The sequence below is a fragment of the Neisseria sp. GT4A_CT1 genome (assembly GCF_000227275.1).
In the GTDB taxonomy this organism is placed as follows: domain Bacteria; phylum Pseudomonadota; class Gammaproteobacteria; order Burkholderiales; family Neisseriaceae; genus Neisseria.
The window spans coordinates 273,238-298,823 of the sequence record NZ_JH164964.1; the positions used below are offsets into that span (position 1 = coordinate 273,238).

A 25,586-nucleotide genomic window follows, 5' to 3' on the forward strand; every position below is an offset into this window, starting at 1 on the left:
TCGTCTGAAAACACCAAGCTGCAAGACAAGGAAGGCTGCCGAACAGACAGAAAGGAACTATCCGCATGAATCATCAAGCCCAGTCCCCCACCGTCTCCGTGATGATCCCTTACTACAACTGTAAGGAGTACATTGTAGAAACCGTCCGGTCCGTCCTTAACCAAAGTTATCAGAATTTTGAAATCATCATTGTTGATGACGGCTCCGCCCCGGAACACGCCGATTATTTGAGGGAGTTTCTGGCGGACAAGCCTGCAATACGTTACGCCGTACAAAACAATCAAGGTGTTGCCGCCGCCCGAAACCATGCGGCGCGGCTGGCGGGAGGCAAATACTTTCTGTTTCTCGATTCAGACGACCTCATCCTGCCGGATTACATCGAAAAATGCGTCACGGTTTTGGAAAACAATCCCGACTGCAAGCTGGTGTATCCGTTGGCGGAATATTTCGATGCGCAAGAAGGCTTATGGAATCTGCCGGATTATGACGGTTTGGAAAGCCTGTTGATGGGCAACCGTTTTCCTTCATCCGTCTCCATGCACCGCGCCGAAGATTTTGCCGCCTTGGGTGGGTTTGATGAAAACCTGACGACACACGAAGACTGGGATTTCTGGATACGCCTCTTAAGCAACGGCGGAACCGTTATCCGTATTCCGGAAGTGTTGTTCCGCTACCGCAAACGCCGTGACGGGTCATCACTGATTAACCGCTTGGAACAAAATCCTGATTTAAACCGCGAAGACTGGCAAAAAGTCTATGAGAAAAACCGCGCGCTGTTTATGCAATATCATTTGGGATATTCCGACTGTATTCAAAAAATATCCTTACTAGAACAACAAATCCAATCTTTATCCGAGCTAAACCTTCAATTGCGAGAAGACAATACCAATATGCAAAATCAAAACCAAGAATTGCAGCATGTAATGGCAAAACTGCTGCAACAAACCGAACTGTCTGCCAAGCAGACCGAGTCTCTGCAACAGCAAATCGACATGTTGATGCAGTTGATGGTGCGCAGCCAGGCAGCAGAAGAGCAATCGAAAGAACAAGACAAACAAATCGAACTGCTGAAAAAACAAATCGATACCTTGCAGCAGGAAAAACAGTCGCTCGAACACACCATCCATACCTTGAACGAAAACAGACAATCGTTCGAGCAAACTATACACGGACTCAATGAAAACCGTGCTTTATTGGAGCAGCACATCCGTCAGGAAAGCCAACGATTGGCAAAATACAAAGGGTTGTGGACGGTTAAGGTATTCAAACCGTTCGTTAAAACCGAACAGGCCATCAGCTCTGCCAACCGCTACCGCAAAGGTTTCCGTCTTTTGGTGCGCGAGAAGGGCAGTATCGGCAAGGCATATCAGTTTTTACGCCGCCATTACAAGCAAACCCATTCGATTAAAAGCGTAAAACAGCTTTTAAAAACAGTCGGTTCTTCGCCTGTTATTGCACAGGAAGTTCTTGGTGTTCAGGCAGACCCGATTCCGCAAACGTTTATCCAGCGGCTGTCCAAACATGCTGCCGACACGCTTGCGCCTAAAGTTGCCATCATTGCCGAACTTAGCATTCCGCAATGCAAAAAATACCGCGTTATCCAAAAGCAGGAAATGCTTGAAGAGCTGGGTATTCCTTGTTCCGTGACTTCCTGGACGGACAGCAACGAAGCCAAGAAACAGATTTCTTTGGCAAGTTTGGTGATTTTCTACCGCGTTCCCGGTTTTGACAGCGTAATGGATTTAATTGCGGAATGCCGTCGTCTGAACATCAAAACATTATGGGATGTTGATGATTTGATTTTTGACGAAGATGTCCTGAAAACCAGCAGCACCATCAACTCGCTTGAACCGGCTGAAAAAGAAGGCGTGATCAACGGCGCGAAACTTTACCGTCAAGCCATGTTGGCGTGCGACGAAGGCATCGCTTCGACTTCCGGGCTGGCAAAAGCCATGAAGGAAGCAGGTTTGGAAACCGTTTATGTGGTTGAAAACGCGCTGGATGATGAAACGCTGGCAGCGGCACGCAGCATTGAGGGTCGTCTGAAAAAACAAGAAGACGGTCTGATTCGGATTATTTACGGTTCGGGCACCAAAACGCACAACATCGACTTTTTGGAAGCCGCTCCCGCGCTTGCCAACATATTGAAAGAAAATCCGAATGTCAGGTTCAGAATCATCGGCTATTTGGAGCTGCCCGAATATTTCGATGAAGTACAAAGCCAAATCGAGCGCATCCCATTTTGCAGCTATACGGAATACCTGACTTATTTGTCCGAATGCGACATCAGCATTGCGCCTTTGGAAAACTTCGTTTTCAACGATGCCAAAAGCAATATCAAATACCTTGAAGCATCAATTACCAAAGTGGCGTCCGTATGTTCGCCAAGGGCGGCTTTCGCCGATGTGATTGTTAACGGCGAAAACGGTTTTCTGGCAGACAACGAACAGCAATGGCATGAAGCGTTCGACACCCTGATTCAAAATCCCGAGTTGCGCGACAGTATGGCGCAGGCGGCATACCGTACGGTCACGGAAACATACAGCCCGCAAGCCATCGGCAGCACGCAGCTTGCACCCGCCGTCCGTTTTGAATCTGCCGCAAAAGGGAGAACCAAAGTCTTATCGTTTAATGTTTACTATCATCCGCAATCGTTTGGCGGGGCGACTATTGTTGCCGAGCAACTGAACAAACTGCTTGCCGATGAAGAAGCCTACGAAATATATGCGGTAACGACTTTGCCGATGAAGAGCTGGCTGCCGCCGTACAGTGTCATCCGTTACGAATACGGCAAAGTGACCGTGTTCGGCGTTGCCGTTCCTTCAGAAGATGCAGCCGCCCACGAAAACCCGCGTTTTGATGCAGCTGTCAAAGACATCATCGAACTCGTACAGCCCGACATCGCCCATATCCACTGCATTCAAAGCATGGGTGTCGGTATGGTCGATATTTGTCGGGAAGCTGGTGTCAAAACCCTCGTTACCCTGCATGACGCATGGTGGATTTGTCCGAACCAGTTCATGCTTGACGAAAATGAAGTCTTCCGCGAGCAATGGAATACCGAAGACGAACGGAGCAAAACCATAGCCCGCGCCTTGGCGAAAATCGATATGTTGCTTGCGCCCAGCAAATATTTTGCCGAACTGCATGAAAAAACCTTGGGCAGGAACGTCCTCGTCAACAAAAACGGTGTTACCCGCCCCTTGGGTCAAATATCCAAACGGAAAAAAGACGTTATCCGCTTCGGCTATGTCGGCGGAAAAACCAAAATCAAAGGCGTTCATCTGATTTTAGAAGCCTTCAGGAAACACCGTTTCCCCAATACCGAACTGGTTGTCGTGGACAATATGCTCAATGTCGGCGCACGTTCGTTTTTTGACAGCGATTTCGACGGCGTGGAACGCTTCCGCATCGAACCTGCTTACAGCCAAGACACCATCGACTATTTCTTCTCGGAAATCGATGTTTTGCTGTTCCCGACCCAATGGAAAGAAAGTTTCGGCTTGACGGTTAGGGAAGCGGTGTTGCGTGATGTTTGGGTAATCGCCACGGATGCAGGCGGCGTGTCCGAAGACATTATCGACGGCGAAAACGGCACGGTCATTCCGTTTGACAGCGGCGTGGAAGAGTTGAGCCGCGCCATTGCCAAAGTCTGCGAACGCTATCAAGCGATGGACGACGGCGCAGTCATTGAATTGCCGAAAAACCATATTCGGACTTTTGCGGAACAAAAAGACGAATTGGCAGGCCTATATCAAGAAATACTGTCGAACCAAGCAGATTGATGTTTTCAGACGACCCTTTCGATGGCAGAAAAGGGTCGTCTGAAAATGACAGCGAATGAATTTAAATCTGTACAGCGTTGTGCCGCCAAGCCAATATCCAATGAGTTGAAGTAGCTAAGATTAACTGTACCCCACCCGAATCATGAACAAAACCATCATCCTTGCCGTACCCTATATGTACGAACTCGACAAGTGCATCGAAAAAAATCTGCGTTTTTTGGGGTTCGACGTCGTCAACCTTTGTTACGACGACAGGGATTCTTTTTATCCCAATATGGCGAGCAGGGTGAAAAACTTATATTACAAATATGTTGCCAAAGACGGCGACTACAAAAAGGTTTTGAAATATAGCCGTTATCGGGATGACATTGCACGCAAGCTGGGTTCGTTAAACGGCAAAAAAGCGGATTACGCCTTGTGTATCCGTGCCAACATTTATCCCAAAGAAATCATTGCTGCTATTCGTGCGCACAGTGAAATATGCGTCAATTACCAATGGGACGGCATCGGAAGATTCCCCGATATCTTGGAATATTTGGATTATTTTGACCAATGCTGGGTTTTCGACCCGCAAGATATTAAGCAATATCCGGAGTGCGGGTTCAAAGCCACGACCAATTTCTACTTCGATTTTCCTGTCCCAGAATTGCCGTCAAACGGCGGCCTCTACTTCCTCGGCGGCTACGAATTGAGGAGGGAAGGGCAGACTAAGCATTTCATCAGCGAAGCGGAACGCCTCGGGCTGCCTTTGGATTTCCATATTTATTGCAAAGACGACCGCGCCGAAAAAGCCTTCGGCACAAAAGGCATCACTTATCTCGACCGCAGCAGCATCCTTAGTTTTGAAAACAATTTAAGCAAGGTACAAAGCTGCGGGGCAGTGGTCGATTTTGCCCAGTTTGACCATTACGGTTTGTCGTTCCGCATTTTCGATGCCCTGCGGTTCGATAAAAAACTGATTACGACCAACCAAAGCATACGGGATACCGACCTTTATCATCCCGAAAATGTGTTTTTATGGGATGGCGGCAGCTTGGACGAATTGCCTGATTTCTTGGCGCGCCCGTATCAGCCGGTCAGTCCGGATATCAAAGAAAAATATTCGTTTACCCAATGGCTCAACCGTATGCTCGGTATCGGCAATTAATGAAGGCGAACCTGTGTCGCAGCCGTTTTAAGAATTTCATCATTGCCTGATTGTATAGTGGTTTAAAGTTAATCCACTATATTTTCAGACGACCCTTCCTCTTTACCGTACGACGATTATGAAAAAGAAAACCGTTATCCTGGCTATGCCGGAGCTGTTTAAAATCCACGAGCTCATTATTGAGAATCTGGAAAAATGTGGCTTCGACGTACTGTCCCTGACTTACGAAGAAAAAGAATTCAAATATAAAAGCATCTTCCAACGTATGCAGAAAATCTGGTACCGCAACGTCCTCGGACGAATGGATTTCAAGAAACGGGTGATGTTCCGTTTGGTGGAAGAGCGGCTGGAAGCGTTGTTGGAACAATATCCCGAGCAGGCGGATTATTGCTTCATGATTTGGCTGGGTGCGTATCCGAAAGAGTTTATTTCCAAGCTGCGCAACCACGCCAAACTGATGGTCTATTACAACTGGGAAGCGCTGACTTTCCTGAAAGAAGATTTTGAAAATATCGAGTTTTTCGACAAATTTTATTTCTTCGATCCGTTTGATCAAAACAAGCTGCCCGAATACGACCATGTATTGCATCCGACCACAAGTTTCTATTTCGACAGCTTCACGTCGTCTGAAAAAACCGAAAACAAAATCCTCTTTATCGGATCGTACGCAGAAGACCGCAACAGCGACATCCGCGCATTCTGTGACGCCGCACGCGCCATCGGTTTGGATATCGACTTCCGACTGGCGAGCAAGAAAATCGCCGAAGAGCAAGCCGCACTGGGCATCCCCGAAGTACAGTTCTTCTCGTTTGCCAACGCGTTGTCTTACCGCCAGAATTTAGAAGAAGCCGCCAAATCTTCCGTATTGGTCGACTTCCTCAACCGCAAGCATTACGGCTTGTCTTTGCGGATTTTTGAGGCCATCGGTTTGGATAAAAAACTGATTACCACCAATCCGACCATCGTGCATTACGATTTTTACCATCCCGACAATATGTTCTACTGGAACGGCAGCAATCTCGACGAACTCAAAGACTTCCTGACCCGACCGTTCGTCCCCATCGCGCCGGAATTGAAACGCAAATACAGCTTCAGCAACTGGATAAACTGCGCATTCGATATTGAGCCGAACATACCGATCGGGCTGCCGCATATCGACAGGGATGCTATTAAACAGATATAGCGGAGAAGCAGATTTGCGGGATAGGCGGTACAAATAAAAGGGAAAATATTCACTGAGTGCTTTGGCACTTTCAAAGTCTATTCACAATAAACGATGCAGCGCGGACGCCGGCTGTTCAAACACAGGCGGTTTGTCCGTTAAAAGACATCTTTCACATCGAGAATGTACGGTTTGCCGTACCTTCTCCCGCTTGCCGTTTCCCGAATCTGAAACCTATCCTGTTTTCAAAGGTCAGTTTGAACAGGGCAACAAGATAGTGGATTAACTTTAAACCAGTACGGCGTTGCCTCGCCTTGCCGTACTATTTGTACTGTCTGCGGCTTCGTCGCCTTGTCCTGATTTAAATTTAACCCACTATATTTATTCATCTGTATAACAATAATAAGTTGATGATTTTAAAATCAATAGGAGGACACATACCATGTCTCGGAAACCTATTATCCTATTAGGCATGTACCAAGTTAACGACATTTATAAATTGCTTATCCAAAATTTAGAAAAACAAGGATTTCAAGTTGTCGATATCAGCTACAACCATATCGCGCCCCCCTTCAAATATTCGTCTTTAAAAATGAGGCTGGGGGCATTCTGGTGCAAAAAAGTCCTGAAGCAGAAAAAGAAAAAAGAAATTTTGAGGAAAAAAGCCCGGCTTCGGCATTTCACGAAAATTTATCAAGAAATGATGGAGAAAATAAAAACATACGAGTATTTCGATTACGCATTGTTTTTAAACGGACAAATCTATCCGAAGTATCTGCTGGAACAGGTCAAGCGAAAAACCGAAAAGCTGATGGTGGCCTACCAATGGGACGGGTTGGACAGATTTCCCAAAATATGGGAGAGCATCGATATTTTCGACAAAGTGTATGCCTTCGATCCTGAAGATAACCGGAAATATCGCGATAAAGTCATTCCCGCCGCCAATTTTTATTTTGAAGTAGACCAACCAACCGATACCGACAACCGCTACGATTTTTATTTTCTGGGATCGCATGTTCCCGATCTTGGCAGGGACAAAGCCATTTCGACTTTTTCCGAATATGCTGAAAAGAAAGGCTGGAAAGTCGATTTCACGATATTCCATGTCAACGACGGCAGTTTGAACGAACATTCCGATGTTTATCCCGACAGTATCAAAGCGACGGCAGAGCCGCTCACGTTCGAGGACAACATCAAACGCGAAATGCAAAGCCGCGTCTTGCTGGATTTTAAAGCGGCGGTGCATACGGGTTTATCGTTTCGGACAATCGAGTCGGTCGGCTATCGGAAAAAGCTCATTACCACCAATGCCGAAGTTGCCAAATACGATTTTTATCATCCCGACAATATCTATATTTGGGACGGCAAAACCTTTGACGGCATGGAAGCGTTTCTCGACAAACCCTATTGCGAGCTGCCGCCCGAAATCTACCAAAAATACAGCTTCGACAACTGGTTGAGATACATATTGGATCTGCCTCCGTATCAAGAAATCACGTTACCCGAGTAAGCCTCTTTGAGGTCGTCTGAAAGCCTTTGATGTTTTCAGACGACCTCAAAAATTAGATTCATCACACTATTTATGCTATAAGGTCGTCTGAAATTAACAGACTCCATTCCCAAAACAAGGAAGTAAACATGAGCACACAAGATTTAAGCGGCAAAGTCGCATTGGTAACAGGCGCATCGCGCGGTATCGGCGCAGCGATTGCCGACACGCTGGCGGCGGCAGGTGCCAAAGTCATTGGTACGGCAACCAGCGAAAGCGGCGCGGCAGCAATTAGCGAGCGTCTGGCGCAATGGGGCGGCGAAGGCCGTGCATTGAATTCCGCCGAACCCGAAACCATCGAAAACCTGATTGCCGACATCGAAAAAGCGTTCGGCAAGCTGGACATTCTGGTCAACAACGCCGGCATCACCCGCGACAACCTCCTGATGCGCATGAAAGAAGAAGAGTGGGACGACATCATGCAGGTCAACCTCAAATCCGTGTTCCGCGCCTCTAAAGCCGTCTTGCGCGGCATGATGAAGCAACGTGCCGGCCGCATCATCAACATCACATCCGTCGTCGGCGTGATGGGCAATGCCGGTCAGACCAACTATGCCGCGGCAAAAGCGGGCTTGATCGGTTTCTCCAAATCTATGGCGCGCGAAGTCGGCAGCCGCGGCATTACCGTCAACTGCGTCGCCCCCGGCTTTATCGACACAGACATGACCCGCGCGCTGCCTGAAGAAACCCGCAAAACCTTCGAAGCGCAAACTTCGCTGGGCAAATTCGGCGAAGCGCAGGACATCGCCGATGCGGTCTTGTTCCTCGCTTCCGACCAAGCGAAATACATCACCGGTCAAACGCTGCACGTCAACGGCGGCATGTTGATGCCTTGATTCGGCTGGCAAAATATAGTGGATTAACTTTAAACCAGTACGGCGTTGCCGTACTATCTGTACTGTCTGCGGCTTCGTCGCCTTGTCCTGATTTAAAGTTAATCCACTATAAAGAAGGTCGTCTGAAAACGGATTTCAGACGACCTTTTTGTTTTGCCGCTTGGATGAAAAGGCTGGGATAAACAGTTTAACCTTTGTTCAATATCTGTTTGTTTTCGCCTTCGCGCCGCAGCTCTTTGGGGAGGACGAAGACGATGCTTTCTTCCGCGCCTTCGCCTTCGCGTATGGTTTCGTGTCCCCATTGCTGTATGGTTTGCAGGACTTCCCTGACCAAAACTTCAGGGGCGGATGCGCCGGCGGTGACGCCGACTTTGTGTTTGCCTTCGAACCATTCGCGTTGCAGGTAGCCGGCGTTGTCGACCATATAGGCATCGACGCCGCGTTGGGCGGCAACTTCGCGCAGGCGGTTGCTGTTGGAAGAGTTGGGCGAGCCGACGACGATGACGATGTCGCATTCTTCCGCCAATTCTTTGACGGCGGTTTGGCGGTTGGTCGTGGCGTAGCAGATGTCTTCTTTGTGGGGATTGCGGATGTTGGGGAAACGGGCGTTCAGCGCGGCGATGATGTCTTTGGTTTCATCGACGGACAGGGTGGTTTGGCTGACGTAGGCGAGTTTGTCGGGGTTTTTGACTTGCAGTCCGGCGACGTCTTCAACGGTTTCGACCAGCAGCATCCTGCCGGGCGGAAGCTGTCCCATGGTGCCTTCGACTTCGACGTGGCCTTTGTGTCCGATCATGATGATTTCGCAGTCTTGCGCGTCGAGGCGGGCGACTTCTTTGTGGACTTTGGTCACGAGCGGGCAGGTGGCATCGAATACGCGGAACCCGCGTTCGGCGGCTTCCTGCTGCACGGCTTTGGATACGCCGTGTGCCGAGTAAATCAGGATGGCGCCTTTGGGTACATCGGCGAGGTCTTCGATGAATACCGCGCCTTTTTCGCGCAGGTTGTCCACGACGAATTTGTTATGGACGACTTCGTGGCGGACGTAAACCGGCGCGCCGAATTCTTCCAGCGCGCGCTCGACGATGCTGATGGCGCGGTCAACGCCGGCGCAGAAGCCGCGCGGGTTGGCAAGGATGATGGTTTTTTGGGTCATGTGTATGGTCCGGATTTCAGACGACCTTATGGGTTGTCGGTTGTTGGTTCGTCGGTCGGTTTGGGTTGTTTTTTGTGGAACAGTCCGTCCAAAACCAATAAAACGGCACCGACGCAGATAAAGCTGTCGGCAACATTAAACGCGGGATAATACCAATCCTTCCAGTAAAACAGTAGGAAATCAACGACATGACCGTGAATCAATCGGTCGATGACGTTACCGAGCGCGCCGCCGATAATCATGGCGGAGCCGATTTTGCCCGAAAGGCGGAACTCGTCGCGCAGGATGGCGCGGGCGAGATAGGCGCTGATGACGAGTGCCAGCCCTAAGAAAAAGAATTTCTGCCAGCCGCCTTGGTCGGCAAGAAAGCTGAACGCCGCACCGGGGTTGTAGGCAAGGGTCAGGTCGAATAAGGACGGGATAATATTGAGTCGCTCGCCTTCTTGGAAGTGGGCGAGGATTTCCCATTTGGTCAGTTGGTCAAGCGCGATGCCGGTCAGCGCGATCAGCAGGTAGGCGGTTTTTTTGGAAAGGGAGGAAGACATTTGGTTGAAGCTGCCTGAATAAAAACAAAGCGGCTATTTTACCCGAAAGCGCAAAAGCCGTGTTTCAAAAGGTCGTCTGAAAACCTTTTATTACAGGGCAAGGCGCAGGGTTTTGCAGGGTTATCGCAAAACCGCGTAAACGCTGCGTGCAAAAACACTGTCATACGTAAAACAAGGTTTATTTGCTTGATAGGGTGTTGCCTTGCCGATAACATGGCGGCGTTTTTATATGCCTTCCCCGAAAGGATACAGTATGGCTAAAACAAAATCTTTATTGGCAACCGGCATTTTGGCGCTTTTCTCCGCCACCGCCTTCGCCGCCCCGCTTCCTGCCGAAATTTACCTTCCCGCAGGCGCGCATACGGTTAAAGCCGACCGTCAGGGCAACGGCGAATTCGAATACGAAGCCGAGCTGCCCGCACGCGGCAACCCGATTCCGTCTTTGGCGAAAAAAGTCATCGCCCACGCGCGCAGCAAAGGTTTTCAAGTGGTCGAATCTGAAATCAAACACGACGATGCCGATTTGAAATTCAAACGTGGCAGACAAGAATTGGACGTGTCCATCGAAAACAAAGGACACGGCCGCATCGAATACAAAGCTGATTTAGACTTGGACAAACGCTAAATCGAAAAATACCGGAAAGGTCGTCTGAAAAGAGGTTTCAGACGACCTTTTTGTTTGGTTGGACAAACAGAACCAAACGGTAGAGCAGGGCATTTACTGTGGTTTAGGTCAAAGCCGAATCATGTCGTATCGTTTTATTTGCCCCCGCAATATTTTGTTTTACTGTAAAACACGGTAAAATCCGCGCTCAAAACAATATAAAGCAAAACCATGCCCGAAAGCACCAAAATGCCCGATATGGTTTCGCCTCAAATAAAAAACGCAGATTCATGCACCATTGCAACCCAAACGTCTTACGAAAACATGAAAACACTCTTACTCCTCTCCCTGCTCGCCGTGTCCGCAGCGGAAGCCGCCGACGTGCCACCCGAGCCTCAAAACCAGCCTGCCCCCGAGTTGCAGGTCAAAACGGCAGAACCTGCCCCTGTCGAAGAAGCAGCGGCCAAACCTGCCGCCGAAACGTCGTCTGAAAAAGTCGTCAACGTCGATGCCAAAACCCTGCTCGACAATCCCCAATTGCTTTCCCGCGCCATGTATTCCGCCGTTGTGTCGCGCAACATCGCGGGCATCAAAGTCGTCCTGCCGATTTACGAACAATGGCAGGGACACGATAAAAACATGGCGCTCTACGCGCACGGATTGGTTGCCCAAGACGAAGGCAAAATGAAAGAAGCCATCGGGTATTACCGTCAATTTATCGCTGAAAACCCCGATGCCCCCGTCGTCCGCTGGCAGCTTGCCACTGCTTTGTTTGAAGACAAGCAAAACGAAGCCGCCGCCGACCAGTTCGACAAACTCAAAACAGAAGCCAACCTGCCCGAGCCGCTCGTCAAAGGCATCGAATCCTACCGTAAAGCATTGCGCGAGCGCGATTCGTGGAAATTCAACGCCGGTTTGAGCGTTACCCGCGAACAAAACATCAACCAAGCCCCCAGCCGCCGCACATACGGCAACTGGACCTTCCCTGAGCCTATCGACGCCACCGCCATCAACTACCAACTCGGCGCAGAGAAAAAATGGTCGCTGCCCAAAGGCTGGTACGTTACGGCAGGCGCGGACAATTACGGCAAAATTTATCCCGAACAAACCAAGTATAACGACGTAACCACCCGCTTCTCAGTAGGCGCAGGCTATGCCGACCAGCGCAACGACATCGGCTTGACCCCGTTCCACGAACGCCGCTTCTACGGCAACGACCCGTACACCTACTCCAGCGGTGCGCGCCTGCACATCAACCGCTGGTGGCAGCCTAAGCTGCAAACCTTGAGCGCCGTTGAAATGGGTCGTCTGAAAAACACCCGCCGCGCCCGTTCCGACAGCAACAACCGCCTGCTGAGCAATTCCGTCGTCTATTACCGAAACGCCCGCCAATACTGGGTCGGCGGTTTTGACATCTATCAGGAACGCAATAAAGAAGACAAATCGGACAGCTTCGACCGTTACAGCCTCCGTACCGCATGGGGGCAGGAATGGGGCAAAGGGCTGTCCACCATGTTGCGGCTGAGTGCGGCGCAACGCCGTTATCAAACGCCCAGCCTTTTGAGCGGTCAGGAAAACCGCCGCGATAAAGAAGCGGATATTTCGCTCGCCGTGTGGCACCGCGCTTTCCACTTCAAAGGCATCACCCCGCGCCTGACCGTCGCCCACCACAAAACATGGAGCAACGACAAATATTACGAATACGGCAAAACCAGAATGTTTGTCGAATTCAGCAAAACGTTCTGACAGTTTGCTTTGAACGATAAAAAAGGTCGTCTGAAAACCTAGAAACAAGGTTTTCAGACGACCTTTCGTTTAGCCCGACAGGAAATGCGGATTACAGGCTGTAATACATTTCAAATTCCAGCGGATGCGGTGCCATGCGGATGCGGCGGACATCTTCTTCTTTGAAGGCGATGTAGCTGTCGATCCAGTCTTTACTGAACACGCCGCCGCGCAGCAGGAATTCGTGGTCGGCTTTGAGGGCGGCGAGGGCTTCTTCTAAAGACGCGCAGACGGTTGGGACGAGTGCGTCTTCTTCCGGCGGCAGGTCGTAGAGGTTTTTATCGGCAGGGTCGCCCGGGTGGATTTTGTTTTGAATGCCGTCCAAACCCGCCATCAGCAGGGCGGCGAACGCCAAGTATGGGTTGGCGGTCGGGTCGGGGAAACGCGCTTCGATGCGGCGTGCCTTGCTGCTGTTCACGGACGGGATGCGGATGGACGCGGAACGGTTTTTGGCAGAGTAGGCGAGCTTGGTCGGCGCTTCGAAGTGCGGTACGAGGCGTTTGTAAGAGTTGGTGGACGGATTGGTAATCGCGTTCAGGGCTTTGGCGTGTTTGATGATGCCGCCGATGTAGTAGAGCGCGGTGTCGCTCAAGCCGGCATAGCCGTCGCCTGCGAACAGGTTTTGACCGTCTTTCCAGATGGATTGGTGGACGTGCATGCCGCTGCCGTTGTCGCCCATGATGGGTTTAGGCATGAAGGTGGCGGTTTTGCCGAAGTTGTGGGCGACGTTTTGGATGACGTATTTCATGTCTTGGGTTTGGTCGGCGCGTTTGACCAGGGTGGCGAAGCGAGTGCCGATTTCCATTTGGCTGCCGGTGCCGACTTCGGCGTGGTGGACTTCGACTTCGATGCCGAGTTCTTCCAAAATGTTCACCATGGCGGAGCGCAGGTCTTGTCCGGCGTCAATCGGCGCGACGGGGGCGTAGCCGCCTTTGACGGTAGGGCGGTGGCCGGTGTTTTGACCGTCCATGTGCAGGCCGCTTGCCCATGCGCCGCTTTCGGACGTGATTTCGTAACGGGTTTTGTGCATATCGGTTTCAAACTCTACGCCGTCGAAGACGAAGAATTCGGGTTCGGGGCCGAAGTATGCCGTGTCGCCGATGCCGGAGGATTTGAGGTAGGCTTCGGCGCGGCGGGCGATGGAGCGCGGGTCGCGGTCGTAGCCTTGACCGTCGGCGGGGTCGATGACGTCGCAGGTGAGGACGACGGTGGTGTCGTCGAAGAAGGGGTCGATGAAGGCAGTCGCAGGGTCGGGGCGCAACTGCATGTCGGATGCCTGAATGCCTTTCCAGCCGCCGATGGACGAACCGTCAAACGCCTGACCGTTTTCAAACCACTCTTCGGGGTCGTCGAGGACGATGCGGGCGGGGACGGTGAAGTGGTGCTGCTTGCCTTTGGTATCGGTAAAGCGCAAATCTACGAAGCGGGCTTCGCTTTCTTCAATCAGTTTTACTGCGTCTTTAATAGACATTTTCGGCTCCTAAATGGGAAGTAACGGATACGCAATCTCGCGGAAAATCTGCTGCATTTTATCACGCCGAAGGTCGTCTGAAACCGCAAATCCGTTAAATTTCTGACTTGCGGAATATAGTTTCAGACGACCTGATTGTCAACAATCCGATGCGTATTTGGATTTATTGGAAAACAGCGGTGTGAGGCGGCAAAGGCGGTTATAATGGGCGGTCTTTGCATTTGTCCTGCCGGATAGGATTTTTATGAACACTGCTCCCCGTTATGCCGTTTTCGGCAACCCCGTCGCACACAGCAAATCGCCGCAAATCCATCGGCAGTTTGCCTTGCAGGAAGGCGTTGAAATCGAATATGAACGCATTTGCGCCGACATCGGCGGTTTCGCGCAGGCGGTCGAAGCGTTTTTTGCCGACGGCGGGCGCGGGGCGAATGTTACCGTACCGTTCAAGCAGGAAGCGTTTGCCTTGTCGGACGAACATTCCGAACGCGCGTTGGCGGCGGGTGCGGTCAATACGCTGATTTTGCTGGAAAACGGTAAAATACGCGGCGACAATACCGACGGGCTCGGACTGACGGACGATATTTCAAAGAGGCTGGGCGTGGAAATGTCGGGCAAAACCGTCTTGCTGCTCGGCGCGGGCGGTGCAGTGCGCAGCGTCATTCCCGTCTTGAAAGAATACCGCCCTGCGTGCATCGTTATCGCCAACCGGACCCACGCCAAAGCGGCGGAAATGGCGGCGCATTTCGATATTGAAGCCATACCTTTGGATGAACTGGAAGGCGGCTTCGACATCATCATCAACGGCACATCCGGCGGCTTAAGCGGACAGCTTCCCGCCGTATCGCCCAAAGTCTTTGAACATTGCACCTTGGCTTACGATATGGTTTACGGCGAAGCGGCAGAGCCGTTTTTAGCGTTTGCCCGCCAATCAGGTGCAAAACAAACCGCCGACGGATTGGGCATGCTGGTCGGGCAGGCGGCAGCTTCCTACCGGCTTTGGCGCGGTTTCGCACCCAATGTCCTGCCCGTCGTCCAATATATGAGAGAGTTATAAAATGTTCCGCATCATCAAATGGCTGATTGCCCTGCCTTTGGGCGCATTTATCTTTTTCAACGCTTACGTGTACGGCAACATCATCACTTACCGCGCCGTCGCGCCGAATAAAACCGCCTTCATGGCGATGCGGATGCGGCAGTTTCAAAGCGAAGGCAAAGATGTCGCGCTCGATTACCGCTGGGTACCTTACGACCGCATTTCGGTCAACCTGAAAAAAGCACTGATTGCCTCCGAAGATGCCAAATTCGCCGAACACGGCGGTTTCGACTGGGGCGGCATCCAATACGCCATCAAGCGCAATAAACAAAGCGGCGAAGTCAAAGCAGGCGGCTCGACCATCAGCCAACAGCTTGCCAAAAACCTGTTTTTGAACGAAAGCCGCAGCTATATCCGCAAAGGCGAAGAAGCCGCGATTACCGCGATGATGGAAGCCGTTACCGACAAAGACCGCATTTTCGAGCTGTATCTGAACGCCATCGAATGGCACTACGGCGTATTCGGTGCAGAAGCCGCGTCCCAGTATTTCTACAAAAGACCCGCCGCCAACCTGACCAAACAGCAGGCCGCCAAACTTGCCGCCCGCGTCCCCGCGCCGCTGTTTTACGCCGACAATCCAAAAAGCAAACGCCTGCGCAACAAGACCAATATCATCCTGCGCCGCATGGGGTCGGCGGAGCTGCCTGAAAGCGATATGGATTGAGGTCGTCTGAAAACCATGTGATGGGTTTTCAGACAACCTGTCGGGAGGTTTGAATCAGGAGCGATGGTAGGTCGACTTATATACAAAACAAAGGAATGGAAATGAAACCAATAAAACCCTTATTCTTGTCTTTATTGCTTCTGACTGCCTGCGGAACGAATACGCCACCTGCCGCGAAATCCGAAGTCTCCCTGCAAAAGCAGGAAGAGCAGCTTTTCGGGGCATGGGACTGCGAATTGAAAGCGCAACGCGATATCCATTCGTTTGCGCCGAAATTTATTGAGTTTCAGCAAAAGGACAAACTGCCGGCGCATTTATGGGCAGGCTATATCGAGATTGAGTGGAAAGAAGAAAACCTGAACGACGCAGTTCCCTTACGTTATCGGGAATGGTACAACGGCTTCTGGCGCATTAAAGACGACAGGCATATCGTCATGACTTTTGAAAGCGCAGGCTCGGAACGTTTGTTTGACGTCAAAGACTTAAAAACCGCCAAAGGCCGCGAAACCGACCGTTCTTATATGAAATTCAGTGAACAAATGGCCGCCAAGAAAAGTTTTAAATCCACCGATTACCAAATTCTCGATATCAATCAAACTTCCATGAGCATCACCGACGGCGAATCTTTAATCGCCTGCCGCAAGATAGAGAAGGTTGAAAGCGAATAAGCAGGTATCCGATTTTGAGGTCGTCTGAAAACCATGTGACGGGTTTTCAGACGACCTTTGTGCAACTGTAACCTTGTTTGCCGTATCACATATATCGCCTATCTTCCCAGTTTCGATACGTTCTTCCGTCATTCCCGCGCAGGCGGGAATCCATTGTAAAACTTGAGAAATCTTGGTTTAAAAAAAGGTTTCTGAATTTCAAAAATGGATTCCCGCCTGCGCGGGAATGACGACAAGCGGTAAGTTGCGTGTCGAAAATAAAGTATATTGGATTAAATTTAAATTAGGACAAGGCGACGAAGCCGCAGACAGTACAGATAGTACGGCAAGGCGAGGCAACGTCGTACGGGTTTAAAGTTAATCCACTATAATTTAGCTAAAGTCCATAATGGCGTTGGCAACGCCTTATCATTGCAATTTTAATCCGCTCCAGAAAACGCCCGTTTCGTCATCTTTACCCCGCCTGTGCGGGAATGACGAAACGGGCGTTTTTGAATGGATTTCTTTCTGCGCCGCTGTCTTCGGCAAAATTTACGCCACGAAATCCAAACCTATGTCCAACGAGCGGCTGCTGTGGGTCAGATAGCCGAGGGCAATGCCGTCTACGCCGGTTTGCGCTACGCGCTTCAGGCGGTCGAAGCCGATGCCGCCCGATGCTTCGCAATAGACGGTGTGGGGGTGGGCGGTTTGCGTGTGGCAGCGGTTTGCCGCTTCTTTCAGGGTGTCGTCGTCCATGTTGTCCAGCAAAATCCGTTCCACGCCAGCCGCGATGGCTTCGTCCAGTTGTGCCAGCGTGTCCACTTCGATTTCCACGTAGGTCAACGGTCCGACTGCCTGCTTCGCCTGCCGCACGGCTTGGGCGATGCTGCCGCAATAGGCGAGGTGGTTGTCTTTGATGAGCACGGCGTCGTCCAAACCCATGCGGTGGTTCACGCCGCCGCCTGCTCTGACGGCGTATTTTTGCAGGACGCGCAGCAGGGGGATGGTTTTGCGGCTGCACACGATGTCTGTACCGTATTCGGCGACTTCGGCGACGGCACGCGCGGTAGCGGTGGCGATGCCGCTTAAGTGCGTGAGGTAGTTGAGCGCGGTGCGTTCGGCGGCGAGCAGGGCGCGGGCGTTGCCTTCGACGGCAGCAAGCGTCTGACCTGCGCGGACGGCTTGTCCGTCGTGAATTTCGGCTTGGAAGCGGACGGACGGATCCATCGTCTGAAAGGCGAGGCGCGCCAAGTCCATGCCGGCGATGACGCCGTTTTCGCGGCTGACGAGGAAGAGTTTGGCGGTTTTGTCGGGTGCGATGACGGCGGCGGACGTAATGTCGCCGCGCCTGCCCAAATCTTCGCTCAGGGCTTGTTCGACCATGGGGCGCAACAGGGTGTCGGGCAGGGGGAAGAGGGTGTTTTCAGACGACATGGGGTTTCCTTTGTTGAAAAATATTGGTGTTGCGGCGAGGGCAAAACTTCGTTTGAGGTCGTCTGAAAACGGGCTAACGGCTGCCCAGCGGCAGCCCGATGTCCGAAATCAGCCTGTCGGGCAGGACGTCGTCGCGGAAGCGGTAAAGCTGCGCGGGGCGGCCTTTGCTGCCCGATACGCCGGTATCCGACGGCTCGATGAGGTTTTGCTGCTGAATCTGGCGGCGGAAGTTTTGTTTGTGCAGCAATCTGCCGCTGATGGCTTCGACGCTGTTTTGCAGTTGCAGCAGAGTGAATTCGGGCGGCATCAGTTCGAAAATCACGGGGCGGTATTTGATTTTGGCGCGCAGGCGGGACAGGGCGGTCGCCAGTACGCGGCGGTGGTCGTGGCGCATGGGCTGCCCCGTGAGCGCGAAGTCGAAGTTTGCCTGCGGCTCGGCGGCTTCCGCTATCAGGCCGCTTTCATACAGCATTTCATAGCGTTGCAAAACGTATTCTTCCGACCAGTTTTCCGGCTCGACCCCCCAGCACAAATGAATGCGCTTGAGCCGCTTTTGGCGCACTTCCTCCGTGTCCGCCGAGTTTGCCCAAATGCGCAGGCGGCTGACGACGGCGTCGCGCTGCCCGCCATCGGTGCGCAAGTCTTCCCACGGGAAATAGCTGTAGCAGTCCTGCCATTTCGCGTCGGGATGCAGGATGCTGTCGGCTGCCTCGCGCACCAGTCCCAGATAGCTGACGTACAAGACGGGCATGCCGTGTTCGTTGCGGCGGTGGGTATCGACAAAGGTGTAAAGCTGTTCCACATAGCCCATAGGCTGCGAAGTCTGCTTGGCGACCCACAGCTTCACGCCCGCCTGCAAGGAATTGCGCAGGGGGGAGAGCGGGCCGTTGGGCAGGAGCGTGCCTTGGGCGACGGTCAACACCCGCAGGCCGCCGTCGGTAACGGCAATCAATACGGGAACCAGCTCGACGATGCTTTGCGGCGGGGCTTCGGCTTCGGGGTAGGCGTCCATGCTCGGCTTTCTGCGGGTGGGAAAGGCTTTATTGTAAACCAAAGCGGTTTGTCGGAACGAAGCGGGTCGGTTTTGCGGTATCGCAAACCTGTTTTCAGACGACCTTGCATATTATACTCAAGTTGAGCATAATATAAAAACAGTTTGAAAAACAGACGGCAAACCTTCATGCCGCCTCAAAAACCAGCTACAAGGAAACATCATGCAAACCGCCGCCCGCCGCTCGTTCGACTACGATATGCCCCTCATTCAGACGCCGACTTCCGCCTGCCAAATCCGTCAGGCGTGGGCGAAGGTTGCCGATACGCCCGACCGCGAGACGGCAGGTCGTCTGAAAGACGAAATCAAGGCTTTGCTGAAGGAGAAAAACGCGGTCTTGGTGGCGCATTATTACGTTGATCCGCTGATTCAGGATTTGGCTTTGGAAACGGGCGGATGCGTGGGCGATTCGCTGGAAATGGCGCGCTTCGGCGCGGAACACGAAGCCGGTACGCTGGTGGTGGCGGGTGTGCGCTTCATGGGCGAGAGCGCGAAAATCCTCTGCCCTGAAAAAACGGTGCTGATGCCTGATTTGGAAGCGGAATGTTCTTTGGATTTGGGTTGCCCGGAAGAGGCGTTTTCAGCGTTTTGCGACCAACACTCCGACCGTACGGTGGTGGTGTACGCCAACACTTCCGCCGCCGTGAAAGCGCGTGCCGATTGGGTGGTCACGTCTTCGGTGGCGTTGGAAATCGTGTCGTATCTGAAATCTCGCGGCGAGAGGCTGATTTGGGGACCCGACCGCCACCTTGGCGACTACATCCGCCGCGAAACGGGCGCGGATATGCTGTTGTGGCAGGGTTCGTGCATAGTCCATAACGAATTCAAAGGGCAGGAACTGGCGGCGTTGAAGGTGGAGCATCCCGACGCGGTGGTGCTGGTTCATCCCGAATCGCCGCAAAGCGTCATCGAACTGGGCGACGTGGTCGGCTCGACCAGCAAACTGCTCAAAGCCGCCGTATCGCGTCCTGAAAAAAAATTCATCGTGGCGACCGACTTGGGCATCCTGCACGAAATGCAAAAGCAGGCGCCCGACAAAGAATTTATCGCTGCACCGACGGCGGGCAACGGCGGAAGCTGCAAAAGCTGCGCGTTCTGCCCGTGGATGGCGATGAATTCGCTGGGCGGCATCAAACACGCCCTGACAAGCGGACGTAACGAAATCCTGTTGGACAGAAAGCTGGGCGAAGCCGCCAAACTGCCTTTGCAGCGTATGCTCGACTTCGCGGCAGGGCTGAAGAAAAAAGATGTGTTCAACGGCATGGGCCCCGCCTGATTTGCCGCCCGTATTGCCATTTCAGACGACCCCTCAAACAAGGACAACACCATGCAAAACGATTGCGACGTATTGATTGCCGGAAACGGGCTGGCGGCACTGACGCTCGCCCTGTCGCTGCCTGAATCGTTCCGCACCGTCATCCTGTGCAAAAACCGGCTGGACGACACCGCCAGCCGTCATGCGCAAGGCGGGATTGCGGCAGCGTGGTCGGGAGAGGACGACATCGAAAAACACGTTGCCGATACCTTGGAAGCGGGCGCGGGTTTGTGCGACGAAGCCGCCGTCCGCGCCATCCTGTCGCAGGGCAAACCGGCAATCGAATGGCTGTTGGCGCAGGGCGTGGCGTTCGACCGGAATCATAACGACCTGCACCTGACGCGCGAAGGCGGGCATACCTGCCGCCGAATCGCCCACGTCGCCGACTACACGGGCGAAGCCGTCATGCAGAGCCTGATTACCCAAATACGCCGCCGCCCGAACATCCGCGTTTACGAGCGGCAGATGGCGTTGGACGTTCAAACCGAATCAGGCGCAGCGTGCGGACTGACCGTCCTCGACTGCCGAACGCAAGAAACCTACCGCATCCGCGCCCGCCATACCGTACTCGCAGGCGGCGGCTTGGGGCAGATTTACTCCGCCACCACCACGCCGCCCGAATGCACGGGCGACGCCATCGCCATGGCGATACGCGCAGGCTGCGCAGTCGAAAACCTCGAATTTATCCAATTCCACCCCACAGGCTTGGCAAGGTCGTCTGAAAACGGCCGCACCTTCCTGATTTCCGAAGCCGTGCGCGGCGAAGGCGGCATTCTGACCAACCAAGCGGGTGAACGGTTTATGCCGCATTACGACCGCCGCGCCGAACTCGCGCCGCGCGACATCGTTGCCCGCGCCATCGCCGCCGAAATCGCCAAACAAACGCAAGATTTCGTCTCGCTCGACATCAGCCATCAACCCGCAGCGTTCGTCCGTCAGCATTTCCCGTCCATCCATCGGCACTGCCTGTCCCAATGCGGTTTGGACATCACGCGCCAAGCCATCCCCGTCCGCCCCGTGCAACACTACACCTGCGGCGGCATCCAAACCGACCCCAGCGGCAGAACCTCCCTGCCGCAGCTCTACGCCTTAGGCGAAACCGCCTGCACAGGGCTGCACGGCGCCAACCGCCTCGCCAGCAACTCCCTACTCGAATGCGTCGTGACCGCCAGGCTTGCCGCCCGAACCATCGCGGACGGACAAGCATTCCAAACCTTACCGTCCAAAAGGTCGTCTGAAAACCCCTCCGCCGAAGCAGGCATCTTTTCAGACGACCTCCAAAACACATTCAGCCGCCCCGTCCTGCAAACCTTTAACCAACGCCATCTGGGCATCCTCCGCACCGATACCGGCCTGCGCCGCGCCATCGCCCAACTGCGGCTTTGGAAGCAAAACCAAGCCGAGCCGCACACCGCGTCCGAATACGAAGACCGCAACCTGCTCGAATGCAGCCTCGCCGTCGCCCAAGCCGCATACGCAAGGCGGCAAAACATTGGTGCGCATTTCAATACCGACTTGACAGAGCGTGTCGATTGGAAAAAGCAGGCGGCAGGCTGATGATGGATGCCTCCGTATAAAAGATAAAAGGTCGTCTGAAAACTGATTTTCAGACGACCTTTTGGCTGATTTGAAACGATGTGCACCGTTTAGATGGACAGACGGCTTCTAATGCTCAACTGCCCCACATTTTCAAGACACGTTGCGCGGCGGTTTGTCCGTTGGGAAGTGCCGTCGTTTGCAGTTCGTGCAATTTGTCGCGTGCGGCTTGGTAGCTGTGTTTGCCGATAAGTTCTATGGCGCGTTCCTGCACATACATATCCTCGTCATCGAGATAGGGCAGCAGCCATTGGGCGATTTCGTCTTTAGCGATGAGATTAAACCAAGCGAAATGCAGACATTGGCGGATTTCGTCATCGTCGCTTTCCTCTGCCGCCTGCCGAAGCTGTTGCATGGCGGCTTGACGTGTGGCTGCGTCCAGCGGCGGTATGGGATTGGGAAATTGGTAGGCACGCTTATCATGCAGCAGTTCGTAGCCGTCTTGTGCTTCGGGATGAGCTGCAATGGCAGCCAGGAAATCAGGGATGGTAGCAAAACTGGGTACCAGGTCGGGGTCGTCGTGTTGAAAGTGTCCGACCATGCCGAGTAGCGGCCCGGTAAGGTACACAAACCATTCGTTGCTTTCTTCGTCCTGTAAAATAGGTGCAACCGGCAAAGCCTGCCAATATTCGTCAAAATAATCTTTGCTGTTTTGCCAATCCGTATCGTCGTGATGAAAGCAAAAACCATCTTTGGGGGTAAAGTACTGCAAGGCGGTAATGTGTTCGGCGGGGATTGGGTGCTGTTGCAGACAGGAAATTAGCGCGGCTGGGGGATGTTGGGACATGGGATGTTCCTTGTTTTGTCTATTTTGGTTTGTTGTTTCTAAAAAATTTTAATGTCGGATATTCTTGCTTTCTGAGAAATATCCTGAAAAACGATGAGCTAAAAGTATACTTGGCATTAAAGGTCGTCTGAAACCATTATTTCAGACAATCTTCTTCCAAATCCAAACAAATCAATCCATTCCATCTATTTCCCCTCTAAATATCATCCGTGCAAGCAACAATCGGTGCAATCGGTTAAAATGGGCCGTCTGAAATTTGTTTGACTGAATCGAGAAAACCATGTCCCAACAATACGTCTATTCTATGCTGCGCGTGAGCAAGGTTGTGCCGCCGCAGAAAACCATCATTAAAGATATTTCCCTTTCTTTCTTCCCCGGCGCGAAAATCGGCCTGCTCGGTTTGAACGGCGCGGGTAAGTCCACCGTGCTGCGGATTATGGCGGGCGTGGATAAGGAGTTTGAGGGCGAAGCCGTGCCGATGGGCGGCATCAAAATCGGCTACCTGCCGCAAGAGCCGGAGCTTGATCCGGAAAAAACCGTGCGCGAGGAAGTGGAAAGCGGTTTGGGCGAAGTGGCTGCGGCGCAGAAACGTTTGGAAGAAGTGTATGCCGAGTACGCCAATCCTGATGCGGATTTTGACGCGCTGGCGGAAGAACAGGGCCGCTTGGAAGCGATTATCGCGGCGGGTTCGTCCACGGGCGGCGGTGCGGAACACGAATTGGAAATCGCCGCCGATGCGCTGCGCCTGCCGGAATGGGATGCCAAAATCGGCAATCTGTCCGGCGGTGAAAAACGCCGCGTTGCTTTGTGCAAACTCTTGTTGAGCAAACCCGATATGCTACTGCTGGACGAGCCAACCAACCACTTGGATGCGGAATCGGTGGAATGGCTGGAGCAATTCCTCGTGCGCTTCCCCGGCACGGTGGTCGCGGTAACGCACGACCGCTACTTCTTGGACAACGCCGCCGAATGGATTTTGGAACTCGACCGCGGACACGGCATTCCGTGGAAAGGCAATTACTCGTCTTGGCTGGAGCAGAAAGAAAAACGCTTGGAAAACGAGGCAAAATCCGAAGCTGCGCGCGTGAAGGCGATGAAGCAGGAATTGGAATGGGTGCGCCAGAATGCCAAAGGTCGCCAAGCCAAGTCCAAAGCGCGTTTGGCTCGTTTTGAAGAAATGAGCAACTACGAATACCAAAAACGCAATGAAACGCAGGAAATCTTCATTCCCGTCGCCGAGCGTTTGGGTAACGAAGTGATTGAATTTGTGAACGTTTCCAAATCGTTCGGCGATAAAGTGCTGATTGACGATTTGAGCTTCAAAGTGCCTGCGGGTGCGATTGTCGGCATCATCGGTCCGAACGGCGCGGGTAAATCGACGCTGTTTAAAATGATTTCGGGCAAAGAGCAGCCCGATTCCGGCGAAGTGAAAATCGGGCAAACCGTGAAAATGAGTCTGATTGACCAAAGCCGCGAAGGTTTGCAAAACGACAAAACCGTGTTCGACAACATCGCCGAAGGCCGCGACATTTTGCAGGTCGGACAGTTTGAAATTCCCGCCCGCCAATATTTGGGTCGTTTCAACTTCAAAGGTAGCGACCAAAGCAAAATCGCGGGGCAGCTTTCCGGCGGCGAACGCGGACGTTTGCACTTGGCGAAAACCTTGTTGAGCGGCGGCAATGTCTTGCTACTGGATGAACCGTCCAACGACCTTGACGTGGAAACCCTGCGCGCGCTGGAAGATGCATTGCTGGAATTTGCCGGCAGCGTAATGGTGATTTCGCACGATCGCTGGTTCCTCGACCGCATCGCCACGCATATTCTGGCGTGCGAAGGCGATTCGAAATGGGTGTTTTTCGACGGCAACTATCAGGAATACGAAGCCGATAAGAAACGCCGTTTGGGCGAAGAGGGCGCGAAACCGAAACGGATTAAATATAAACCGGTAACGCGTTGATAGGAAAATAAGAAAACGTCGTCTGAAAACTTAAAAAGGGTTTTCAGACGACGTTTTTGTTAAGCAGGGATTGTTCGGGCGTTGTTTGTCTAACGGGTTGATTCATAATATATAACGCCTGTTGAAACAAGGAACGGGTCGTCTGAAAACGTGTGATGCTTGTTTTCAGACGACCTTTGGGGATGCGGTCCGTTATTTTTGCTTACGCAGTTGCGGGTGGTTTTTCAGATTGTCCAAGAGGATGTCAATCATACGCGGTGCGGTTTGGGCAAGGTCGAAACTTTTGTCGGACGAGAGCCAACGCCAAATCAGACCGTCCAGCATCGATTTGATGAAGATGACCGCCATGTCGGTATCCAAATCTTCGGATAAGGCATGTTGGGCAATGGATTTGGTCAGAACTTCGGTAATTTTCTCGCGCCAAATCGATTGATGTTTATCCGCAATGTCGATGACGGCGGCCTTCTGCTCGGTGTGTTCGCATTTTAAAAACAGGATGCTGTGGAATTTATAGTGGATGTCGTTGGTTTGCAGGCGCGTGAAAAAGTGCATCAAGGTGCGGCGGAAAAGCGACCATTCTTGTTCATCGCTATCGGTCGCGTCCTGATGCATACAGTTTTCGATGTCGTCGCAAATACGCTGGAAGAGGGCGTCGAACAAGTCTTCTTTGTTTTTGAAATGCCAATACAAAGCGCCGCGCGTGACGCCGGCGGCTTGGGCGATTTCGTTGAGGGAAGTGCGCGCGATGCCTTTTTGGTAGAAGGTTTCCAGTGCGGCGAGCATGAGATGTTCTTTGGTTTTAAGGGCTTCGGTTTTGGTTTTCCGCATGATGCCTGTTTCAAGTTAAGTGGAATGTTGGGGATTATAAAAAATACTTTGTATCCATGCAAGCATGTATGTATAATGACTCCTGTAATTGAGATTGGCTCTCAAGTATAAAATAATTTTTCAGACGACCTGCTCCGGATATTGAGGCAGGTTATTGTTGTTTCGGAACCAAAA

General features: G+C 52.4%; 20 protein-coding genes and 2 pseudogenes. 14 read left to right on the forward strand and 8 right to left on the reverse strand.

The window, feature by feature from the left end:
• Positions 1-65: 65 nt before the first annotated feature.
• The 3 genes from HMPREF1028_RS01245 to HMPREF1028_RS01255 all read left to right on the forward strand — a co-directional run bounded on the left by HMPREF1028_RS01245 (position 66) and on the right by HMPREF1028_RS01255 (position 6,115).
• Positions 66-3,785: a glycosyltransferase gene (locus HMPREF1028_RS01245; protein WP_009311004.1), complete on the forward strand. Its 3,720-nt coding sequence runs from the start codon at positions 66-68 to the stop codon at positions 3,783-3,785.
• A 142-nt stretch (positions 3,786-3,927) separates the two neighbouring features.
• Positions 3,928-4,932, forward strand: coding sequence for a hypothetical protein (locus HMPREF1028_RS01250; RefSeq protein WP_009311005.1), 1,005 nt, complete (start codon positions 3,928-3,930; stop codon positions 4,930-4,932).
• Positions 4,933-5,050: 118 nt separating this feature from the next.
• Positions 5,051-6,115 carry a hypothetical protein gene (locus HMPREF1028_RS01255; RefSeq protein ID WP_009311006.1) on the forward strand — a complete coding sequence of 355 codons (1,065 nt, stop codon included), beginning with the start codon at positions 5,051-5,053 and terminating at the stop codon, positions 6,113-6,115.
• 254 nt (positions 6,116-6,369) lie between these two features.
• Here HMPREF1028_RS01255 and HMPREF1028_RS14335 read toward each other — a convergent pair.
• Positions 6,370-6,477 (reverse strand): annotated as a pseudogene (locus tag HMPREF1028_RS14335) (IS5/IS1182 family transposase); the annotation flags it as partial.
• Positions 6,478-6,794: 317 nt separating this feature from the next.
• Between HMPREF1028_RS14335 and HMPREF1028_RS01260 the strand changes: the two are divergent.
• Together HMPREF1028_RS01260 and fabG are read left to right on the forward strand one after the other, a co-directional pair.
• Positions 6,795-7,604 carry a hypothetical protein gene (locus HMPREF1028_RS01260; RefSeq protein ID WP_232203754.1) on the forward strand — a complete coding sequence of 270 codons (810 nt, stop codon included), beginning with the start codon at positions 6,795-6,797 and terminating at the stop codon, positions 7,602-7,604.
• 128 nt (positions 7,605-7,732) lie between these two features.
• Entirely contained in the window at positions 7,733-8,479 is a 747-nt protein-coding gene (fabG, locus tag HMPREF1028_RS01265) for a 3-oxoacyl-ACP reductase FabG (RefSeq protein WP_009311008.1), read from the forward strand.
• A 187-nt stretch (positions 8,480-8,666) separates the two neighbouring features.
• Here fabG and ispH read toward each other — a convergent pair whose 3' ends face one another.
• Positions 8,667-9,635, reverse strand: a complete 969-nt coding sequence (gene ispH / locus HMPREF1028_RS01270) for a 4-hydroxy-3-methylbut-2-enyl diphosphate reductase (protein WP_003756592.1) — start codon at positions 9,633-9,635, stop codon at positions 8,667-8,669.
• A gap of 26 nt (positions 9,636-9,661) precedes the next feature.
• Positions 9,662-10,180 carry a signal peptidase II gene (gene lspA, locus HMPREF1028_RS01275; protein ID WP_009311009.1) on the reverse strand — a complete coding sequence of 173 codons (519 nt, stop codon included), beginning with the start codon at positions 10,178-10,180 and terminating at the stop codon, positions 9,662-9,664.
• 253 nt (positions 10,181-10,433) lie between these two features.
• On the opposite strand from lspA, the gene HMPREF1028_RS01280 reads away from it, so the two are divergent.
• On the forward strand, positions 10,434-10,805 hold the full coding sequence (locus tag HMPREF1028_RS01280; RefSeq protein WP_003762680.1) for a hypothetical protein: 372 nt from the start codon (positions 10,434-10,436) through the stop codon (positions 10,803-10,805).
• Between the two features lie 303 nt (positions 10,806-11,108).
• On the forward strand, positions 11,109-12,530 hold the full coding sequence (locus tag HMPREF1028_RS01285) for a surface lipoprotein assembly modifier (RefSeq protein ID WP_198006974.1): 1,422 nt from the start codon (positions 11,109-11,111) through the stop codon (positions 12,528-12,530).
• Positions 12,531-12,621: 91 nt separating this feature from the next.
• Here HMPREF1028_RS01285 and glnA read toward each other — a convergent pair whose 3' ends face one another.
• Positions 12,622-14,040: a type I glutamate--ammonia ligase gene (gene glnA, locus HMPREF1028_RS01290; RefSeq protein ID WP_009311011.1), complete on the reverse strand. Its 1,419-nt coding sequence runs from the start codon at positions 14,038-14,040 to the stop codon at positions 12,622-12,624.
• A gap of 244 nt (positions 14,041-14,284) precedes the next feature.
• On the opposite strand from glnA, the gene aroE reads away from it, so the two are divergent.
• The 4 genes and pseudogenes from aroE to HMPREF1028_RS14340 form a co-directional block, all read left to right on the forward strand.
• Positions 14,285-15,094: a shikimate dehydrogenase gene (gene aroE / locus HMPREF1028_RS01295; protein WP_009311012.1), complete on the forward strand. Its 810-nt coding sequence runs from the start codon at positions 14,285-14,287 to the stop codon at positions 15,092-15,094.
• 1 nt (position 15,095) lies between these two features.
• Positions 15,096-15,797, forward strand: coding sequence for a monofunctional biosynthetic peptidoglycan transglycosylase (gene mtgA / locus HMPREF1028_RS01300; protein WP_003756572.1), 702 nt, complete (start codon positions 15,096-15,098; stop codon positions 15,795-15,797).
• A gap of 101 nt (positions 15,798-15,898) precedes the next feature.
• Positions 15,899-16,465, forward strand: coding sequence for a hypothetical protein (locus HMPREF1028_RS01305; RefSeq protein WP_009311013.1), 567 nt, complete (start codon positions 15,899-15,901; stop codon positions 16,463-16,465).
• Between the two features lie 248 nt (positions 16,466-16,713).
• Positions 16,714-16,833, forward strand: a pseudogene (locus tag HMPREF1028_RS14340) (IS5/IS1182 family transposase); the annotation flags it as partial.
• Positions 16,834-16,996: 163 nt separating this feature from the next.
• Here HMPREF1028_RS14340 and nadC read toward each other — a convergent pair.
• Complete coding sequence (gene nadC / locus HMPREF1028_RS01310; protein WP_009311014.1) at positions 16,997-17,878, reverse strand: carboxylating nicotinate-nucleotide diphosphorylase; 882 nt, start codon at positions 17,876-17,878, stop codon at positions 16,997-16,999.
• Between the two features lie 73 nt (positions 17,879-17,951).
• Positions 17,952-18,890 (reverse strand): membrane protein, encoded by a 939-nt coding sequence (locus tag HMPREF1028_RS01315; protein ID WP_009311015.1) that lies wholly within the window; start codon positions 18,888-18,890, stop codon positions 17,952-17,954.
• Between the two features lie 202 nt (positions 18,891-19,092).
• On the opposite strand from HMPREF1028_RS01315, the gene nadA reads away from it, so the two are divergent.
• Together nadA and nadB are read left to right on the forward strand one after the other, a co-directional pair.
• A complete protein-coding gene (gene nadA, locus HMPREF1028_RS01320) occupies positions 19,093-20,205 on the forward strand; it encodes a quinolinate synthase NadA (protein WP_009311016.1) in 1,113 nt (370 codons plus the stop codon).
• Positions 20,206-20,256: 51 nt separating this feature from the next.
• On the forward strand, positions 20,257-21,801 hold the full coding sequence (gene nadB, locus HMPREF1028_RS01325; RefSeq protein ID WP_009311017.1) for an L-aspartate oxidase: 1,545 nt from the start codon (positions 20,257-20,259) through the stop codon (positions 21,799-21,801).
• A gap of 115 nt (positions 21,802-21,916) precedes the next feature.
• Here nadB and HMPREF1028_RS01330 read toward each other — a convergent pair whose 3' ends face one another.
• Positions 21,917-22,627 carry a hypothetical protein gene (locus HMPREF1028_RS01330; RefSeq protein ID WP_009311018.1) on the reverse strand — a complete coding sequence of 237 codons (711 nt, stop codon included), beginning with the start codon at positions 22,625-22,627 and terminating at the stop codon, positions 21,917-21,919.
• Between the two features lie 280 nt (positions 22,628-22,907).
• Between HMPREF1028_RS01330 and ettA the strand changes: the two genes are divergently transcribed.
• Entirely contained in the window at positions 22,908-24,584 is a 1,677-nt protein-coding gene (gene ettA / locus HMPREF1028_RS01335) for an energy-dependent translational throttle protein EttA (protein ID WP_002260074.1), read from the forward strand.
• A gap of 192 nt (positions 24,585-24,776) precedes the next feature.
• Here ettA and HMPREF1028_RS01340 read toward each other — a convergent pair whose 3' ends face one another.
• Positions 24,777-25,412 (reverse strand): TetR family transcriptional regulator, encoded by a 636-nt coding sequence (locus HMPREF1028_RS01340; RefSeq protein WP_009311019.1) that lies wholly within the window; start codon positions 25,410-25,412, stop codon positions 24,777-24,779.
• Positions 25,413-25,586 lie beyond the last annotated feature (174 nt).

Bases quoted from the DNA above. Each gene is read 5' to 3' on its own strand.
- HMPREF1028_RS01245 (WP_009311004.1), top strand. From the start codon at position 66: ATGAATCATCAAGCCCAGTCCCCCACCGTCTCCGTGATGATCCCTTAC.
- HMPREF1028_RS01250 (WP_009311005.1), top strand. From the start codon at position 3,928: ATGAACAAAACCATCATCCTTGCCGTACCCTATATGTACGAACTCGAC.
- HMPREF1028_RS01255 (WP_009311006.1), top strand. From the start codon at position 5,051: ATGAAAAAGAAAACCGTTATCCTGGCTATGCCGGAGCTGTTTAAAATC.
- HMPREF1028_RS01260 (WP_232203754.1), top strand. From the start codon at position 6,795: ATGATGGAGAAAATAAAAACATACGAGTATTTCGATTACGCATTGTTT.
- fabG (WP_009311008.1), top strand. From the start codon at position 7,733: ATGAGCACACAAGATTTAAGCGGCAAAGTCGCATTGGTAACAGGCGCA.
- ispH (WP_003756592.1), bottom strand. From the start codon at position 9,635: ATGACCCAAAAAACCATCATCCTTGCCAACCCGCGCGGCTTCTGCGCC.
- lspA (WP_009311009.1), bottom strand. From the start codon at position 10,180: ATGTCTTCCTCCCTTTCCAAAAAAACCGCCTACCTGCTGATCGCGCTG.
- HMPREF1028_RS01280 (WP_003762680.1), top strand. From the start codon at position 10,434: ATGGCTAAAACAAAATCTTTATTGGCAACCGGCATTTTGGCGCTTTTC.
- HMPREF1028_RS01285 (WP_198006974.1), top strand. From the start codon at position 11,109: ATGAAAACACTCTTACTCCTCTCCCTGCTCGCCGTGTCCGCAGCGGAA.
- glnA (WP_009311011.1), bottom strand. From the start codon at position 14,040: ATGTCTATTAAAGACGCAGTAAAACTGATTGAAGAAAGCGAAGCCCGC.
- aroE (WP_009311012.1), top strand. From the start codon at position 14,285: ATGAACACTGCTCCCCGTTATGCCGTTTTCGGCAACCCCGTCGCACAC.
- mtgA (WP_003756572.1), top strand. From the start codon at position 15,096: ATGTTCCGCATCATCAAATGGCTGATTGCCCTGCCTTTGGGCGCATTT.
- HMPREF1028_RS01305 (WP_009311013.1), top strand. From the start codon at position 15,899: ATGAAACCAATAAAACCCTTATTCTTGTCTTTATTGCTTCTGACTGCC.
- nadC (WP_009311014.1), bottom strand. From the start codon at position 17,878: ATGTCGTCTGAAAACACCCTCTTCCCCCTGCCCGACACCCTGTTGCGC.
- HMPREF1028_RS01315 (WP_009311015.1), bottom strand. From the start codon at position 18,890: ATGGACGCCTACCCCGAAGCCGAAGCCCCGCCGCAAAGCATCGTCGAG.
- nadA (WP_009311016.1), top strand. From the start codon at position 19,093: ATGCAAACCGCCGCCCGCCGCTCGTTCGACTACGATATGCCCCTCATT.
- nadB (WP_009311017.1), top strand. From the start codon at position 20,257: ATGCAAAACGATTGCGACGTATTGATTGCCGGAAACGGGCTGGCGGCA.
- HMPREF1028_RS01330 (WP_009311018.1), bottom strand. From the start codon at position 22,627: ATGTCCCAACATCCCCCAGCCGCGCTAATTTCCTGTCTGCAACAGCAC.
- ettA (WP_002260074.1), top strand. From the start codon at position 22,908: ATGTCCCAACAATACGTCTATTCTATGCTGCGCGTGAGCAAGGTTGTG.
- HMPREF1028_RS01340 (WP_009311019.1), bottom strand. From the start codon at position 25,412: ATGCGGAAAACCAAAACCGAAGCCCTTAAAACCAAAGAACATCTCATG.